The following is a 15630-nucleotide window of genomic DNA, read 5'->3' as shown; positions in this document are numbered from 1 at the left end:
ACGAAGGCCTCCGGGCGGTGACGTGGTTCCTAGACAGCTCCACTTCACATCCGGAGGCCTTCACCTGTCTGCACGACAGGCCGTCACCGGGTCACCTCAGCTCGGGACAACGTCCCTGAACATCACAGCTAGCCCAGCCGCAGCTTCGGCTTGTGCTCCAAGTGGGACAGCCCGTTCCACGCCAGGTTCACCAGGTGGGCCGCGACTTCGTCGCGCTTCGGCTTGCGCGCGTCCAGCCACCACTGGCCGGTCAGCGCCACCATTCCCACCAGCGCCTGTGCGTACAGCGCCGCCAGTTTCTCGTCGTACCCGCGGGCCGCGAACTGCTGGGCCAGGATGTGCTCGACCTGGCTCGCGATGTCGTTCAGCACCGTCGAAAACGTGCCCGTCGAGCTCGCCACGGGGGAGTCGCGGACCAGGATGCGGAAGCCGTCGTGGGAATCCTCGACGTAGGACAGCAACGCCGTCGCCGCCTGTTCGAGCATCACGCGGGGGTGGCCGCCGTGCAGCGTCGAGACCATGCGGTCCAGCAGCAGCTGCGTTTCGCGGTCGACGACCACCGCGTAGATGCCCTCTTTGCCGCCGAAGTGTTCGTACACCACGGGTTTCGACACGTTGGCGCGGTGCGCGATCTCCTCGATCGACGTGCCGTCGAAACCCTTTTCGGCGAACAGCGCCCTGGCCACGTTCAGCAGCTGACGGCGCCGTTCGCTGCCGGTCATCCGCACCCGCGCCACCGGGGCGGCCGGACGCGCCCCGGTGACCTGCTGCTCACGCTTCGAACGTCGTCTCCCCGCCACCGTCGCAGCCTAGTTGACTAGCCCTTTTCCGTCGCGATACGGGCCAGGCGCTGCGGGGTCGGCCAGCGGACGTCGTGCACCCAGCCGAACTTCTCGAAGATCCAGATCAGCCGCGCGGAGATGTCGATCTGGCCGCGCTTGACGCCGTGGCGCGCGGACGTCGGGTCGGCGTGGTGCAGGTTGTGCCACGACTCGCCGAACGAGAAAATGGCCAGGGGCCAGAAGTTCGCCGACTTGTCGCGGGCGGCGAACGGGCGCTCGCCGATCATGTGGCAGATCGAGTTGACCGACCAGGTCACGTGGTGCAGCACGCAGATGCGCACCAGGCCCGCCCAGAAGAACGCCGTCACGGCGCCCCACAGCGACCAGGAGATGAGCCCGCCGAGCAACGCCGGCAGCATCAGGCTGACCAGCGCCCACAGCCAGAACAGGTCGTCGACCTTCTTGATCGCCGGGTCCTTGACGAGGTCCGGCGCGAAGCGCTCGGCGTTCGTCTGGTCGCGCTCGAACAGCCAGCCCATGTGCGCGTGCCAGAAGCCCTTGGCGATGGCCCACGGCGAGGTGCCGAACGCCCACGGCGAGTGCGGGTCGCCGTCGCGGTCGGAGAACGCGTGGTGGCGGCGGTGGTCGGCGACCCAGGTGATCACCGGGCCCTGCAGGGCGATGCTGCCCGCGATGGCCATGACCACGCGCAGCCATTGCTTGGCCTTGAACGAGCCGTGCGTGAAGTAGCGGTGGTACGACACCGTGATGCCGAGCCCGCTGATCGCGTAGAACACCACGAAGATGCCGACGTCGACCCAGCTCAGTCCCCAGCCCCAGGCGAACGGCACCGCGACCAGCAGTGCCACCAGCGGCGCGATCACGCCGAAGTAGACCGACAGCTGCACGCCGATTCCGCGCGTGCCTTCGATGACGGGTTTGGGGCCCTTGGGGGCCGCAGGCTCCCCAGCGGGCTGAGAGCGGTCGAGCGTGGCCGTCATACGCTTCACTTCTTCCTACACGGGTGCCCTTTTTCCAAGGGTGACCTAACCTACGATGCCGTAAGTTACGGTACAGGAGGTTCGAGCCACTGGGGAGTGCCCGAAGCCACACCTGGTGTTCGAACCCGGGTACCCGGCGGACGGGCCGCTAACGCATCCCCCGCGCGGACGACACCCGATCGTCGCTATCCTGACCTGGTTCGATCCGCCGTAGTGTAATCGGCAGCACTTCAGATTTTGGTTCTGACAGTTCAGGTTCGAATCCTGGCGGCGGAGCAGCAGTAAGGACCCGAACCACGAGACCGGGAGGTTGGCGCTGACCGACGAGGCGACCGACCCGGTGGCGGCCAGGCGTCCCGCACTGGCCGAGATGTCCGACGCCTGGCTCGTCGGGCGCGCGCGGGAACTGATCGCCGCGGTCCAGCGGCAGGAGTACGCCCAGCAGCTCCAGATCGTCGAGCTGATGGACGAGCTGCTCGACGAGACCCAGCGCCGCGGCGAGCCGACCATGGTCGCGCAGCTGCTGCGCGCTTCCGCGATCGCACGGCTGATCACCAGGGGACTGGCCGCCGAGGCCGAGCCGCGGCTCGACGAGATGCTCGCGCACACCCGGCGCCACGGCCTCGCGCTGCTGCGGGCCGACGCGCACGCGCTGCGCGGGCGCCGGCTCGTGATCGCCGCGCAGGAGGACCCCGCGCTCACCGAGATCGCCCGCGCGCTGGCGATCCTCGACGACTCCGCGATCCCGAACCGGCAGGTCGGCATCCGCCAGTGGAACCGGATGCTGTGGTCGACGTTGAACGACTGCTGGATCGTGCTGAACCAGCTCGGCGTCTACGAAGCCGCCGAGGAGGTCATCGGCCGCGCCGCGAGCGCGATCCGCGAGAGCGCGAGCCCGCACGAGATCACGCTGCAGCTGATGAACCGCGTCAAGATGCTGCTGGGCTGGGGCCTGCGGCTGGAGCGCATCGACGAGTACGACGAGAGCGCCGAGAAGTTCCGCACCGCCGCGTCCATGGCGGTCGCCGCGGAGGGCCCGTTCACCGAGTCGCTGTTCCCGCGGAAGGCGAACGTCTCCGCCGTCGACCAGGTCGGTGTCCTCGCCGCCGCGCAGGCGCTGCACAGCCCGACCACCGACCAGATCGACCGGCTCCGCCAGCTGCACGAAGGCACCGGCTACCCGGGCGAACGCGAGATCGTCGCGATCGCGCTGGCCCGCTGCCTGGACAAGGGCGGCCGCCGCGAAGAGGCCCTCGACGTGCTGCGCTCGGCGCGCGAGTCCCTCGGCGACGACACCTCGCAGCCGTCGATGCGGCTGAACATCGCCCGCGAGCTGGCCCGGCTGGACACGAGCCCGGACTACGCGTCCGGCGCGAGCCAGTCGCTGATCGACTACGCCACCCGGCTCGAGTCCGAGATGTGGAGCCTGCGCGAGTCGCAGATCGCCACGCTGAACGCCCGCCGCGAGCACGAACGGCTGTCCGCCGAGCACGGCGCGATCACCCAGCAGGCGCTGCAGGACCCGCTCACCGGCCTGCCGAACCGGCGCGCGCTGGACGAGAAGCTGCGCCAGCTCGCCTCGTCGGCCGACGCGCAGCCGCTCGCCGTCGCCTTGGTCGACCTTGACGGCTTCAAGGGCGTCAACGACAAGCAGTCGCACGCCGAGGGTGACAACGTGCTGCGTGTCGTCGCGAGCACGCTTCGTGACGCGCTGCGCGGCGACGACCTCGTGGCCCGCTACGGCGGCGACGAGTTCATCGTGCTGCTGCCGGGCACGCCGGCGTCCGCGGCGAAGATGGCGCTCGGCCGCGCCGTGAAGTCCGTCGCCGGCCTGCCGCACCACCTCTCGCACGGCGTCACGCTGTCGATCGGGCTCGTCTCGCTGCGGCCGCAGGAACGCGGCGAGCAGGTCCTCGCCCGCGCGGACGCGGCCATGTACCAGGCGAAACGCGGTGGCGGCAACCAGGTGGCGTCGGCGAACTCGATGGCCGCCGATCCGGCCGCGGCATGGGCGAACGAAGGCCCACCGACCGACCCCGCGTGGGACGCCGAAGACCACAGTTAGGATCGGTGCCCGACAGAAGCCACCCTTTGGTAACCGTTGGGAGCGCCGTTGACCGGCCCGCTGAGCACGTTGATCCTCGCCGCGGGTGAGGGCACCCGCATGCGTTCGTCGACGCCCAAGGTGCTGCACCCCATCGCCGGGCGATCCCTGGTGGAGCACGCCGTCCGGGCCGCCGTCGGCCTGGCGCCCGAGCACCTCGTGGTCGTCGTCGGCCACGGCCGCGAACTGGTCGGCGAGCGCCTCGCGCAGGTCGCCGACGCCCTCGGCCGCCCGGTCGGCACCGCGGTGCAGGACCGGCAGCAGGGCACCGGCCACGCCGTCTCGTGCGCGCTCGCCACCCTGCCCGCCGACCTGACCGGCACCGTGCTCGTCAGCTACGGCGACGTCCCGCTGCTCGACACCGAGACCTTGCGCGCCCTGCTCGAAGAGCACACGGAGGCGAAGAACGCGGTCACCGTGCTCACCGCCGTGGTCGCCGACCCGACCGGCTACGGCCGCATGGTGCGCGACGCGGCGGGCAAGGTCACCGGGATCGTCGAGCACAAGGACGCCACCCCCGAGCAGGCGGAGATCACCGAGATCAACTCGGGGGTCTACGCCTTCGACGCCGCCGTGCTGCGCGACGGCCTCTCGCGGCTCTCGACCGACAACGCACAGGGCGAGCTCTACCTCACCGACGTGCTGGGCATCGCGAACGGCGACGGGCTGCACGTCGGCGCGCTCGTCGTCGACGACCCGTGGCTGACCGAGGGCGTCAACGACCGCGTCCAGCTGTCGGTGCTCGGCGCCGAGCTGAACCGCCGGATCGTGCGGCGCTGGCAGCGCGAGGGCGTCACGGTCGTCGACCCGGCCTCGACGTGGATCGACGCCGGCGTCACCCTCTCCCGCGACGTCGTCATCGAGCCGGGCGTGCAGCTCAAGGGCACGACGTCGGTCGGCGAAGGCACGACGGTCGGACCGGACAGCACCCTGACGAACATGACCATCGGGGCCCGCGCCTCGGTGGTGCGCGTGCACGGCTCGGACTCCGAACTGGGCGACGGCGTCACCGTCGGCCCGTTCACCTACCTGCGGCCCGGCACCAAGCTCGGCGAGAAGGGCAAGCTCGGCGCGTTCGTCGAGACGAAGTCCGCCGACATCGGCGCCGGCACGAAGGTGCCGCACCTGACCTACGTCGGCGACGCCACGATCGGCGAGCACAGCAACATCGGCTGCTCCAGCGTGTTCGTGAACTACGACGGCGTCCACAAGCACCGCACCGTTATCGGGTCGTATGTCCGGTTGGGCGCGGACAACACGTTCGTCGCCCCGGTGCGGGTCGGTGACGGCGCTTACAGTGGTGCGGGTGCCGTGATCCGCGAGGACGTCCCGCCGGGCACACTCGCGGTGTCGGCGCCGCCGCAGCGCAACATCGAAGGCTGGGCGATCCGGCGCCGGCCGGGTACGCCCGCGGCGGAGGCGGCCCAGGCCGCCCTCGACGCCGAGTCAGCAGCAGGAACCGACGGGGAGTCGCCAGCATGAGTCCGAAGCAAGGCACGCCGAAGAAGAATCTGATGCTCTTCTCCGGTCGCGCGCACCAGGAGCTCGCGGAAGAGGTGGCCAAGCACCTCAACGTGACGATCACCCCGCAGACGGCGCACACGTTCGCCAACGGCGAGCTGTTCGTCCGGTTCGAGGAGTCCGTCCGCGGCACCGACGCCTTCGTCATCCAGGCGCACACCACGCCCATCAACGAGTACGTGATGGAACAGCTGATCATGGTGGACGCGCTCAAGCGGGCGAGCGCGAAGCGGATCACCGTCGTGATGCCGTTCTACCCCTACGCGCGCCAGGACAAGAAGCACAAGGGCCGCGAGCCGATCTCGGCGCGGCTGATCGCGGACCTGTTCAAGACCGCGGGCGCCGACCGGATCATGACGGTCGACCTGCACACCGCGCAGATCCAGGGCTTCTTCGACGGCCCGGTCGACCACCTGATGGCGCAGACCGTGCTGGCGGACCACATCAAGAAGACCTACGGCGACGCCGACATCACCGTCGTCTCGCCGGACTCGGGCCGCGTGCGGCTGGCCGAGAAGTGGGCGCAGACGCTGGGCGACCGCCCGATCGCGTTCATCCACAAGACGCGCGACCCGGACAAGCCGAACCAGGCCGTGGCCAACCGCGTGGTCGGCAAGGTCGAGGGCAAGCTCTGCGTCCTGATCGACGACATGATCGACACCGGCGGCACGATCGTGAAGGCCACCGAGGCCCTGATCGACGAGGGCGCGGCGGACGTCGTCATCGCGACGACCCACGGCATCCTGTCCGACCCGGCGACCGAGCGGCTTTCGCAGTGCAAGGCGCGCGAGGTCATCGTGACGAACTCGCTGCCGATCCCGGCGGAGAAGCGGTTCCCGGGCCTGACGGTCCTGTCGATCGCCCCGATGCTGGCGGAAGCCATCCAGCAGGTCTTCGAAGACGGCTCGGTGACTTCGCTCTTCGACGGCAACGCCTGACGTTTTCCGCCGGGCGCGAACTCCGCGCCCGGCGGGGGCTCCCGGCGCTAGCGTCGCCGGCATGGGGAACTTCAAGTTCGGCGTCAGCCTCCGCGGGATCAGCGGCCGGGACGAGTGGATCGAGCGGTGCCGCCGGGCCGAAGAACTCGGCTACGACGTCATCACCGTGCCCGATCACCTCGGGGCCGGCCGCCTCGCGCCCTTCCCGGTGCTGGCCATGGCGGCCGCCGTCACCGAGCGGCCGCGGCTGGGCACGCTCGTGTCGAACGTGCCCTTCTACAACCTCGCGCTTTTCGCCCGCGAAGCCGCCACGACGGCCGCGCTGCTCGACGGGCGCCTCGACCTCGGGCTCGGCGCCGGGCACATGAAGGCCGAGTTCGACGCCGCGGGCCTGCCGTGGCACAACGCCGCCACCCGCATCAGCTACCTCGGCGAAAGCATCGGCTACCTGCGAAAGCACTTCGACGACGAAGGCATCGCCCAGCCCCGCCTGCTCATCGCGGGCAACAGCGACGGCGTGCTCGACCTCGCCGCCCGGCACGCGGACGTCGTCGGGTTCGGCGGGCTCCGGCAGCAGCCCGGGAAGCCGCCGGGCACCTTCAAGCTCGACAACGCCGAGGCGATGGACGAGCGCGTCGCCTTCTTCCGGGCCAGGGCGACGCGCGAAACCGAGTACAACATGCTCGTCCAGCACGTCGAGATCACCGACGACCGGCGCGCGGCCGCCGAAGCGTGGCACGAGAAGACCGAGCGGAGCGCCGTGGCCGACGCCGGCGAGCTCCTCGACGCGCCGCAGCTGGTGCTGGGCACGGTCGAGGAGATCGCCGGGCAGCTGGTGGCCCGGCGCGAACGCTACGGCTTCTCGTACATCACGGTGTTCGAGCCCGCGCTCGAAACGTTCGCCCCGGTGATCGAGGAGCTCAGTAAGCGACCGTGAAGCGCGCGCGGCTGTGCTTCGGCTGCTCGATCTCGTCGACGTAGGCGATCGCGTAGTCGTCGCCGCCGATGAAGGACTTGCCGTTCTCGTCGGTCAGCAGGACGTCGCCGCCGAGGCGGAACGTCCCGGTGCGCTCGCCCGGAACCCACGCGCCGAACTCGGCGGCCGGGCTGACGTAGAACCAGTCGAGGTCGGCCGGCTGCTCGCGCAGCAGGTACAGCACCTCGGCGTGGTTGCCCGCTTCTTCCTTGTACTCGTCCGGGAACTCCGGGGTGTCGAACAGGCGCGGGCCGCCCTCGGCGACGTGCAGGCTCGACGCCCCGCCCACGAACGACAGCCGGGCGCCGTGCTCGCGCGCGGCGCGGACCAGCCCGGGCACGGCGTCGATCAGCTTCTTGCCGTCGATCGCGCGGGCCGGCGTCGCGACCACGAGCACGTCGGCGTCCTTCGCGAGCTGCGCGACGAACTCCTCGTCGTGCAGCGAACCCTGCCGCGCCTCGACGCCTTCGGGCACCGAGCCCTCGTTGCGCGCGACGCCCACGACCTCGTGCCCGCGGCGCAGCGCCTCGGCGCTGATCTTGCCACCGGCGTACCCCGTCGCCCCGAAAACCACCAGCTTGGCCATTGGATCTCCTCGTTCGAATTCGGCCTTCGAGGCCGATCGTAGGAACGGAAGATCCCCTACTTCAACGGAAGCAACGCACCCCCGGGTAGGTGTCCAGCTCAGCCGCCCAGCGCGGCGAACTCCGCGGCCACCTTCTGCTTCACGGCGTTGGCGTCGAGCGCCGCGCGGACCTCCGCGGTCGCGTTGGGCTTCGACAGGACCTGGTAGCTGGCCGTCTTGTTGGGCAGCTTGAACTTCACCGTGCAGGACATCTTGATCGTCGCGTACGGCTCGGCGTCGGCCGCTGTCGTGCAGGTCTGCGCGCCGAGCGAGTCGGCGCTCACCTCGACCGAGAGGTTGATGTGCACGACGCTCTTCTCCCCCGACGCCGGCGAGCCGACGACGCTGGTGGAGACGTCGACCGTCGTCGTGCAGGAGCCCACGAAGTCCTTGCAGTCGAGCTTGTCGTTGGTGACCACGGCGCTGGCCTGGACCAGGCCCTCGAACGGCTGGCCGAGCGCGCCGACGGCGGTGTCGAGGTCGGTGTGGAACGCCTTCAGCGCGTCCCCGGCGAGCGGGGCGACCTGGAACTCGGCGCCGTACTTCGGCCCGGCCTGCGGGTCGAGCAGCACCGGCGCGAAGCTGACGACGCGGCTTGGCTTGGCCGCGGTGACGCGCAGGACGCTCGGCGCGGCGCCGAGCTGGTAGACCTCGGTGCCGTCGGCGAGTTTCGCCTTGACCGGCTCCCCCAGCCGGTCCAGGCCGGGCAGTGCCTTGCGGAGGCCGTCGGCGAGCGCGGCCGGGGCGAACCGGGCCGCCGGATCCAGCGGCAGCTCGGAGCCGAGCGAACGCACCCAGCTCGTGCCGAACTGCGTGCCCTCGTCGATCGCGTGGGCCTTCCAGTACTCGGCGTCGGCCTGGAGGTAGAACTGGCCGCCGACGGCCGCGACCTGGACGACCCCGCCGTCGAGCGGCACGCCGCCGAGGGCGGTGCCGCCGCGGGTGACCCGGATCTGCTGCTCGGCGCCCTTGATCGTGGCCTTCAGCGCGACCGCGGGCGCCTGGCCCAGCGTCGTCAGCGCGGCGTCGACCGCGGCACGCTGCTCGGCGCGCCGCTCCGCCGTCTGCCGGTCGGCCGCCGAGACGCCGGCGCTGCCGGGGACCGCCACCTGGCAGCCCGCCAGCAGTCCGCCCAGCAGCAGCAGCACCGCCGCCGCCATGCCCCGTCCAGCCCGCATTGCCGCCCCTCGCTCTTGCGCTGCGCCCGAGTGCACCTCGGCCGGTGAAGTCCCGCCACCGGATTTGTGTCGTCACGCACCGGGGTTCAGGAGGGTTCTAGCCTGGTCGGTGCCCCCGCCGCAACCCACCGTGATGAGGTTGGTTTACACTCTTGAGGTTGTCTCGGCGAGGCGGGGCCCTGATGGGGTGCCCGGCGTGATCGACGCGGCGGCTCGAGTAGCCCCGGCTGTCGTGCACGCCCGCAAACTCGCCGCCGAACGCAACCGCCTGAACAGAAAACGCAAGCATCCCCGCCGCAGCATGCTGTCTCCCGCACCATGTTCGTGATTTGAAGGAGTGCCACACCGTGTCCGAGGTACGTCTGTCCGTCGAGCCGCGCACCGAGTTCGGCAAGGGCGCCGCGCGTCGCACGCGTCGCGCCGGCAAGATCCCCGCCGTTCTGTACGGCCACGGCTCGGACCCGCGGCACTTCGCGCTGCCGGCCATCGAGTTCGCCCGCGTCGTCCGTGAGAACGGCTCCAACGCCGTCATCACCCTCGCCATCGAGGGCTCCGACGAGCTCGCGCTGACGAAGACCATCGTCGTGCACCCGCTCAAGAACTACATCGAGCACGTCGACCTGCTGGTCGTGAAGCGCGGCGAGAAGATCGTCGTCGACGTCCCCGTCGTCGTCACCGGCAACCCCGGCCCCGGCGGCCTGGTCAACCAGGACGTCGACACCCTGCAGGTCGAGGTCGAGGCGCTGCACATCCCGGAGCAGTTCGAGGTCTCGATCGAGGGCCTCGAGATCGGCTCGCAGGTCCTCGCGGGCCAGGTCGAGCTGCCCCAGGGTGCCACCCTGGTCACCGACCCCGAGTCGCTCGTCGTGGCCGTCAACGAGCCGCAGCGTGAAGAGGCCGACGACGAGGCCGCCGAGGCGGGCGACGAGTCGGCCGAAGCCGCCGAATAACTCCGCCTTCCTCCCCACCACCACCCTCATCGGTGGAGCTTCGCTCCGCTGTTACCGTTTGCGCGTGACCGAAGACCTGCCCGGGGCCGGCGAGCTGATCTTGCTCGCCGGCCTCGGCAATCCCGGGCCCCAGTACGCCGGAAACCGGCACAATGTCGGGTTCATGGTGCTGGACGAGCTCGCCGCCCGCGTCGGCGGCAAGTTCAAGACGCACAAGACCGGCGGCGAAGTCCTCGAGGGACGGCTGGCCGGCCGCCGCGTCGTGCTGGTGAAGCCGCGCTCGTACATGAACCTCTCCGGTGGCCACGTGGTCGGCGCGGCGCGGTTCTACAAGGTGCCGCCGACCGGTGTCGTGGTGGTGCACGACGAGCTCGACGTCGATTTCGGCGCGCTGAAGCTGAAGTTCGGCGGCGGCGACAACGGCCACAACGGACTCCGTTCGATCACGAAGTCCATCGGCACCCGCGACTACTACCGCGTGCGCTTCGGCATCGGCCGCCCGCCCGGCCGCCAGGACCCGGCGGACTTCGTGCTGAAGGACTTCTCGACGGTCGAGCGCAAGGAGCTCCCGTTCGAGGTGGACCGGTGCGCGGACGCGACCGAGGCACTCGTCGGCACCGGCTTGGCCGCCGCGCAAAACGCCTTCCACGCGGGCTGACATGGGTGGGATGGTGAAGCCATGACCCCCGACGAAGTCCGGGTGATCGCATTCGGCAGACCCCGGTTCGGCCGTCGCGGCTACAACGAGGACGAGGTCGACGCGTTCCTCGACCTGATCGCCGAGGCGCTGTCCGGGCGCAACATCCTGACCGCGGACGACATCCACTACGTCGAGTTCACGATCATGCCGGTCGGCATGCGCAGCTACGACCAGGCCCAGGTCGACCTGTTCCTCGACGAGGCCGAGGCGGCCCTCGTCGAGCTGCGGAACCCGCGCCCGGTGGCCGAGGAGCGGCGCCCGCAGGGGCCGCGGAAGTGGTTCGGCCGGAGCTGAGGGTGTGAACCCGGCCACACAGCGCTGCGTAATCCCGGCTCACTCACAGGCGGACGGCAGCCGCCCGTCGGGGTGAGCTTCGGGGTCTGCCCCTTCCGGGGGTCCCTGTTCTCCGGCTAGGACGGTGTACGGCAGTTCGCACCGCCCAACCCCGGAATCGGAGAGTTGCATGTCGTTCACCGCCGAAGACCTCGCCGAGGTCACCTTCGGTAACGCCCCGATCGGCCGCCGTGGCTACGCCAAGCACGAGGTCGACGAGTTCGTCCGGCGGATCGCCAAGACGTTCGCCGAGGAGGACGACCTGACCGCCGCCGAAGTGCACCACGTGGTGTTCTCGAAGCCGCTGATCGGCAAGCGCGGCTACGACGAACGCGAAGTCGACGAGTTCCTCGACGCGGCGGAGGACCAGCTCGCCACGCGGACGGGCCACGCCCCCGACCTGCCGGGCGCCCGCACCCCGGCGGAGGCGACGGCCGAGCGCGCCACCCCGCCCACCCTGCGCGCCGAACGCCTCCAGCAGCGCTGAAGCGGAACTTTCCCTATGAAAGTGACGCCTTCGGACTTCGGGGCGCGGCACTTTCATAGGGAAAGTGACGCCTCCGGGCTTCCGGGCGCGGCACTTTCATAGGGAAAGTGACGTGTCAGGCGTCGGCGTTCTTCTTGATCCTGTCCGCGAACTGGGCCGCCGTGGCCGCGCGCTTGACCTTGCCCGACGGCGTCTTCGGCAGGCTGCCCGCCGGGAGCACCACCACCGCGTACGGGCGCATGTCGACCGCGTCGCGGACCCGGGCCGAGACCTGCTTCACCAGGTTCTTCTCCGCCTCGGCGTCGCCCGCCAGCTTCGACTCCACGACCACGGCGAACCGCTCGCGGCGGCTGCCCGCGTCCAGCCGGACCGCGACCGCGTTGCCGGCCCGCACGCCCTCGACCGACGTCGCCGCGCGCTCGATGTCCGTCGGGTACAGGTTGCGGCCGCCCATGATGATGACGTCCTTGCGGCGCCCGCAGATGACGATCTGGCCGTCGACCAGGTAGCCGAGGTCGCCGGTGTTCAGCCAGCCCTCGTCGTCCTGGGTGGCGACCGGGCCGTCCATCGTCAGGTAGCCGGGCGTCACGGCCTCGCCGCGCAGCCGGATCTCGCCGACTTCGCGGTCGCCGGCGCGCTCGCCCGCCTCGTTGACGATCTCCGCCTCGAGCCCGTCCAGCGGACGGCCGAGCAGCGCGAACGACCGGACGTCGTCGGTGCCGCGCCGCGGGTCGCCCTCGGGGACCGGCACCGCGCGGTTGCCCGCCTCGAGCGCGTCCGCTTCGACGACGTCGAGGGTCAGCCCGGTGAACAGCGGCGCGAACGAGACGGCCAGGGTCGCTTCGGCCATGCCGTAGGCCGGGAAGACGCACTCCGCCGGCATCTTGAACCGGGCCCCGGCGTCGACGAACGTCTGGACGGCGGTCTCGTCGATGGGCTCGGCGCCGTTGAGGGCGATGCGCAGCTTCGAGAGGTCGTACTCGTTGTCGTCGTCGACGCGGGCCATCCGGCGCCCGACGATGGCGTAGGCGAAGTTCGGCGCCGCCGTCGTGGTGCCGTGGTACTTGGTGATCAGCTGGGGCCAGATCAGCGGGCCCGACAGGAACTCGACCGGCGTGATCTTGACCAGCTCGACGCCGAAGGTCATCGGCACGGTCAGGAAGCCGACCATGCCCATGTCGTGGAAGGTCGGCAGCCAGGACACCATCACGTCGACGTCGAAGTCGAACTCCGCGCGGTCGACCATGGCCTTGACGTTGGAGTACAGGTTGCCGTAGGTGATCCGCACGGCCTTCGGGTCGGCGGTGGAGCCACTGGTCAGCTGCAGCAGCGCGGTTTCGCCTTCGTCGGTGACGACGACGTCTTCCAGCGGCTCGGCGCCGGCGAGATCGCTGATCAGCCGGTAGCCGATGCCCTTTTCGGCCAGCACCGGCGCGAGCTGGTCGAACGGCTCGCCCAGCAGCACCAGGTTCGACCCGATCATCCCGAGCACCCGCACGGTGTCCTCGGCCCACTCGGCGAGATCGGTCCGCGGCGTCGGCTGGTGCAGCATGGTGACGCTGCCCCCGGCCAGCCAAACGGCCTGCACGGTCGGCGCGATCAGCACCGGCGCCGCGGCCAGCACCGCGACGGCACCCCCGCGTTCGAACCCCCCGGCGACCAGTCCCCCGGCGATCCGCCGCGCTTCCTGGTGCACCTCGGCCCAGGTCCGCCGCACCGGCTCCTTCGGCTCCCCGGTGACCATGCCCCGCTGCTGTCCCCGCCCCGTCGCGGTGGCGACCAGCGTGTCCACGAACCTGCTCATGGCGGGAACATTACTGGGACACGGTCGACATCTGCCCACCAACGCGGAAACCGGCCCTTGAAGCCGGCGGCCTCGATGACCCGGCGAACCCGGGCCCGCGTGATCGGGTGGTACCGCCACGCGATGCCGGCGATGTGCTTCGAGCCGCGGCCAACGCGCCGTTTCGGGGTGCGGCTGACGACGCGGGCCACCGTCAGGGTGCGCGGGTGGTCCAGCCACACCAGCACGTCCAAGCGCGCGGTCATCCGCTCCCGGACCGCTTCGCCCGGCCACTCGATGGCCCAGACCTCGCCCGCCAGGCAGCCGAGGACGCCGGCCTGCCACGTCTCCCGCACGGTCCAGCCGGGCCGTGGAAGAAGGATTCGAACTCGACGCAGGGCACGCCGAGGCGCTCGCACCGCGTCCGCACGGGGCGACTTGCCCGAGCCCGCGGACCGGCCACCGCGGCCCGCCGGAGCGGTCCGTCGTCACTCCAGCAGTTCGGACGTCTCCAGCCAGCGCGCCTCGACGTCCTCGATCTCCCCCTGCACGCCCTTCAGCTCCGCGTTCAGCTCCATCAGCTTCGCCGGGTCCGTCGCCGCCGCCAGCAAGGACGCGTGGAGCTTCTCCTCCTTCGCGTGCAGCTGGTCGAGCTTGCGCTCCAGGCGGCCGAGGTCCTTCTGCGCCGCCCGCAGGTCCGCTGCCGACTTCTTCGCCTCCACCTTCGCCGCGGACGGGGCCGGGCCGGTGCTCTCCTTCGCGGCCGAGCGGCGGTTCAGGTACTCCTCGATGCCGCCCGGCAGGTGGGTGATGCGGCCGTCGCCGAAGAGGGCGACGATCGTGTCGCAGACGCGTTCCACCAGGTAGCGGTCGTGCGAGACCACGACCATCGTGCCCGGCCAGCCGTCGAGGAGGTCCTCCAGCTGCTGGAGCGTGTCGATGTCCAGGTCGTTCGTCGGTTCGTCGAGCAGCAGCACGTTCGGCTCGGCCATCAGCAGGCGGCACAGCTGCAGCCGGCGCCGCTCGCCGCCCGAAAGGTCGCCGACCGGGGTCCACTGGCGGGCTTGGGGGAAGCCGAGCTTTTCGCCCAGCTGCGACGCCGTCATCTCCTGCTTGCCGAACACCACGCGGCCGGCCACCTGCTCGATCGCCTGCAGCACGCGCAGGTCGCCGGGCAGGTCGTCGAGTTCCTGGCGCAGGTGCGCGAGCGCGACCGTCTTGCCCTCGATCCGGCGGCCGGTCGACCCCTCGATGTCACCGCCGAGCAGCTTCAACAGCGACGTCTTGCCCGAGCCGTTCACCCCGACCAGGCCGATCCGGTCGCCCGGGCCGATCCGCCAGGTGACGTGGTCGAGCAGCGTCCGGTCACCCACCGCGTACGTCGTGTCTTCCAGCTCCAGCACCGTTTTGCCGAGGCGCCGCTTGGCGAACGCCTGCAGTTCGACGGAGTCGCGCGGCGGCGGGACGTCGGCGATCAGCGCTTCGGCCGCTTCGATGCGGTAGCGCGGCTTCGACGAGCGCGCCTGCGGGCCGCGGCGCAGCCACGCGAGTTCCTTGCGGGCCAGGTTCTGCCGCTTCTCTTCGGCCGTCGCCGCGAGCCGCGCCCGTTCGGCGCGGGCGAAGATCCAGTCGGCGTAACCACCTTCGTACTGCTCGACGCGGCCGTTCGCGACCTCCCACGTCAGCGTCGCGACGGTGTCGAGGAACCACCGGTCGTGCGTGACGACCACGACCGCGATCCGGCGCGTGAGCAGGTGGTCGGCCAGCCAGCGGACACCTTCGACGTCCAGGTGGTTGGTCGGTTCGTCGAGCACGACGAGGTCGAGTTCGCCGGTCAGCGCGGCGGCCAGCGAAACGCGCCGCCGCTCGCCGCCGGAGAGGTTCGCGGTCGGCTTGTCCAGCCCGATCGCGGTGATCCCCAATCCGTCTACAATGGACCGAACGCGCGCGTCGGCGGCCCACTCGTGCTCGGCGCCGTAGCGCTCGAGGACGACGTCGCCGACCGTGCTGCCGTCCGGCAGTTCCGTGCGCTGGGTGACGACGGCCATCCGCAGGCCGCCGACGTGGCTCACCCGCCCGGAATCGGGCTCGGCGAGTCCGGAAAGGACTTCCAGCAGGGTGGTCTTGCCACCACCGTTGAGCCCGACGACGCCGATGCGCTGACCGGCCGCGATCCCGAGCGACACACCGTCCAAGAGCGGGCGAATCCCGTAGGACTTGCTCACCGACTCCAGGTTGACCAGGTTGGCCAT

The 15630-nt window shown here is 70.6% G+C and carries 15 protein-coding genes and 1 tRNA gene; 9 read left to right on the top strand and 7 right to left on the bottom strand.

What is annotated here, in order from left to right; genetic code table 11:
- Positions 1-128: 128 nt before the first annotated feature.
- Both ACLJQM_RS09535 and ACLJQM_RS09530 read right to left on the bottom strand, forming a co-directional pair.
- A complete protein-coding gene (locus ACLJQM_RS09535) occupies positions 129-722 on the bottom strand; it encodes a TetR/AcrR family transcriptional regulator (protein ID WP_125312529.1) in 594 nt (197 codons plus the stop codon).
- A 95-nt stretch (positions 723-817) separates the two neighbouring features.
- Complete coding sequence (locus ACLJQM_RS09530; protein WP_360783314.1) at positions 818-1783, bottom strand: acyl-CoA desaturase; 966 nt, start codon at positions 1781-1783, stop codon at positions 818-820.
- A gap of 204 nt (positions 1784-1987) precedes the next feature.
- On the opposite strand from ACLJQM_RS09530, the gene ACLJQM_RS09525 reads away from it, so the two are divergent.
- The 5 genes from ACLJQM_RS09525 to ACLJQM_RS09505 all read left to right on the top strand — a co-directional run bounded on the left by ACLJQM_RS09525 (position 1988) and on the right by ACLJQM_RS09505 (position 7283).
- Positions 1988-2059 (top strand) — tRNA-Gln (locus ACLJQM_RS09525).
- A gap of 34 nt (positions 2060-2093) precedes the next feature.
- Positions 2094-3848 carry a sensor domain-containing diguanylate cyclase gene (locus ACLJQM_RS09520; RefSeq protein ID WP_247018309.1) on the top strand — a complete coding sequence of 585 codons (1755 nt, stop codon included), beginning with the start codon at positions 2094-2096 and terminating at the stop codon, positions 3846-3848.
- A gap of 48 nt (positions 3849-3896) precedes the next feature.
- Positions 3897-5369: a bifunctional UDP-N-acetylglucosamine diphosphorylase/glucosamine-1-phosphate N-acetyltransferase GlmU gene (gene glmU, locus ACLJQM_RS09515; RefSeq protein WP_410630789.1), complete on the top strand. Its 1473-nt coding sequence runs from the start codon at positions 3897-3899 to the stop codon at positions 5367-5369.
- Positions 5366-6346, top strand: a complete 981-nt coding sequence (locus ACLJQM_RS09510) for a ribose-phosphate diphosphokinase (RefSeq protein WP_247018306.1) — start codon at positions 5366-5368, stop codon at positions 6344-6346. The genes glmU and ACLJQM_RS09510 overlap by 4 nt, the downstream gene beginning before the upstream one ends.
- A gap of 61 nt (positions 6347-6407) precedes the next feature.
- Complete coding sequence (locus tag ACLJQM_RS09505) at positions 6408-7283, top strand: TIGR03621 family F420-dependent LLM class oxidoreductase (RefSeq protein WP_410630788.1); 876 nt, start codon at positions 6408-6410, stop codon at positions 7281-7283.
- On the opposite strand, the gene ACLJQM_RS09500 is transcribed toward ACLJQM_RS09505, so the two are convergent.
- Both ACLJQM_RS09500 and ACLJQM_RS09495 read right to left on the bottom strand, forming a co-directional pair.
- Positions 7267-7908: an NAD(P)-dependent oxidoreductase gene (locus ACLJQM_RS09500; RefSeq protein ID WP_247018304.1), complete on the bottom strand. Its 642-nt coding sequence runs from the start codon at positions 7906-7908 to the stop codon at positions 7267-7269. The two genes, ACLJQM_RS09505 and ACLJQM_RS09500, sit on opposite strands and share 17 nt — an antisense overlap.
- Positions 7909-8006: 98 nt before the next feature.
- Positions 8007-9125 (bottom strand): hypothetical protein, encoded by a 1119-nt coding sequence (locus ACLJQM_RS09495; RefSeq protein ID WP_410630786.1) that lies wholly within the window; start codon positions 9123-9125, stop codon positions 8007-8009.
- 347 nt (positions 9126-9472) lie between these two features.
- Between ACLJQM_RS09495 and ACLJQM_RS09490 the strand changes: the two genes are divergently transcribed.
- From ACLJQM_RS09490 to ACLJQM_RS09475, 4 genes are all read left to right on the top strand, one after another.
- On the top strand, positions 9473-10075 hold the full coding sequence (locus ACLJQM_RS09490; protein WP_247018302.1) for a 50S ribosomal protein L25/general stress protein Ctc: 603 nt from the start codon (positions 9473-9475) through the stop codon (positions 10073-10075).
- Positions 10076-10139: 64 nt separating this feature from the next.
- On the top strand, positions 10140-10733 hold the full coding sequence (gene pth, locus ACLJQM_RS09485; RefSeq protein ID WP_360783331.1) for an aminoacyl-tRNA hydrolase: 594 nt from the start codon (positions 10140-10142) through the stop codon (positions 10731-10733).
- Between the two features lie 21 nt (positions 10734-10754).
- Complete coding sequence (locus tag ACLJQM_RS09480) at positions 10755-11069, top strand: DivIVA domain-containing protein (RefSeq protein ID WP_360783334.1); 315 nt, start codon at positions 10755-10757, stop codon at positions 11067-11069.
- 169 nt (positions 11070-11238) lie between these two features.
- A complete protein-coding gene (locus ACLJQM_RS09475; protein WP_247018298.1) occupies positions 11239-11595 on the top strand; it encodes a DivIVA domain-containing protein in 357 nt (118 codons plus the stop codon).
- Between the two features lie 115 nt (positions 11596-11710).
- On the opposite strand, the gene ACLJQM_RS09470 is transcribed toward ACLJQM_RS09475, so the two are convergent.
- From ACLJQM_RS09470 to ACLJQM_RS09460, 3 genes are all read right to left on the bottom strand, one after another.
- Positions 11711-13399: a fatty acyl-AMP ligase gene (locus ACLJQM_RS09470; RefSeq protein WP_360783338.1), complete on the bottom strand. Its 1689-nt coding sequence runs from the start codon at positions 13397-13399 to the stop codon at positions 11711-11713.
- Entirely contained in the window at positions 13396-13734 is a 339-nt protein-coding gene (locus ACLJQM_RS09465) for a hypothetical protein (RefSeq protein ID WP_410630784.1), read from the bottom strand. The genes ACLJQM_RS09470 and ACLJQM_RS09465 overlap by 4 nt, the downstream gene beginning before the upstream one ends.
- A gap of 132 nt (positions 13735-13866) precedes the next feature.
- The gene (locus ACLJQM_RS09460; RefSeq protein WP_410630783.1) at positions 13867-15630 is read right to left on the bottom strand and encodes an ABC-F family ATP-binding cassette domain-containing protein; all 1764 of its coding nucleotides are present in this window, start codon (positions 15628-15630) and stop codon (positions 13867-13869) included.

It is taken from the genome of Amycolatopsis sp. cmx-4-83, assembly GCF_046548815.1.
GTDB lineage: Bacteria > Actinomycetota > Actinomycetes > Mycobacteriales > Pseudonocardiaceae > Amycolatopsis > Amycolatopsis pretoriensis_A.
This window is presented reverse-complemented; position numbering and strand designations above follow the sequence as displayed.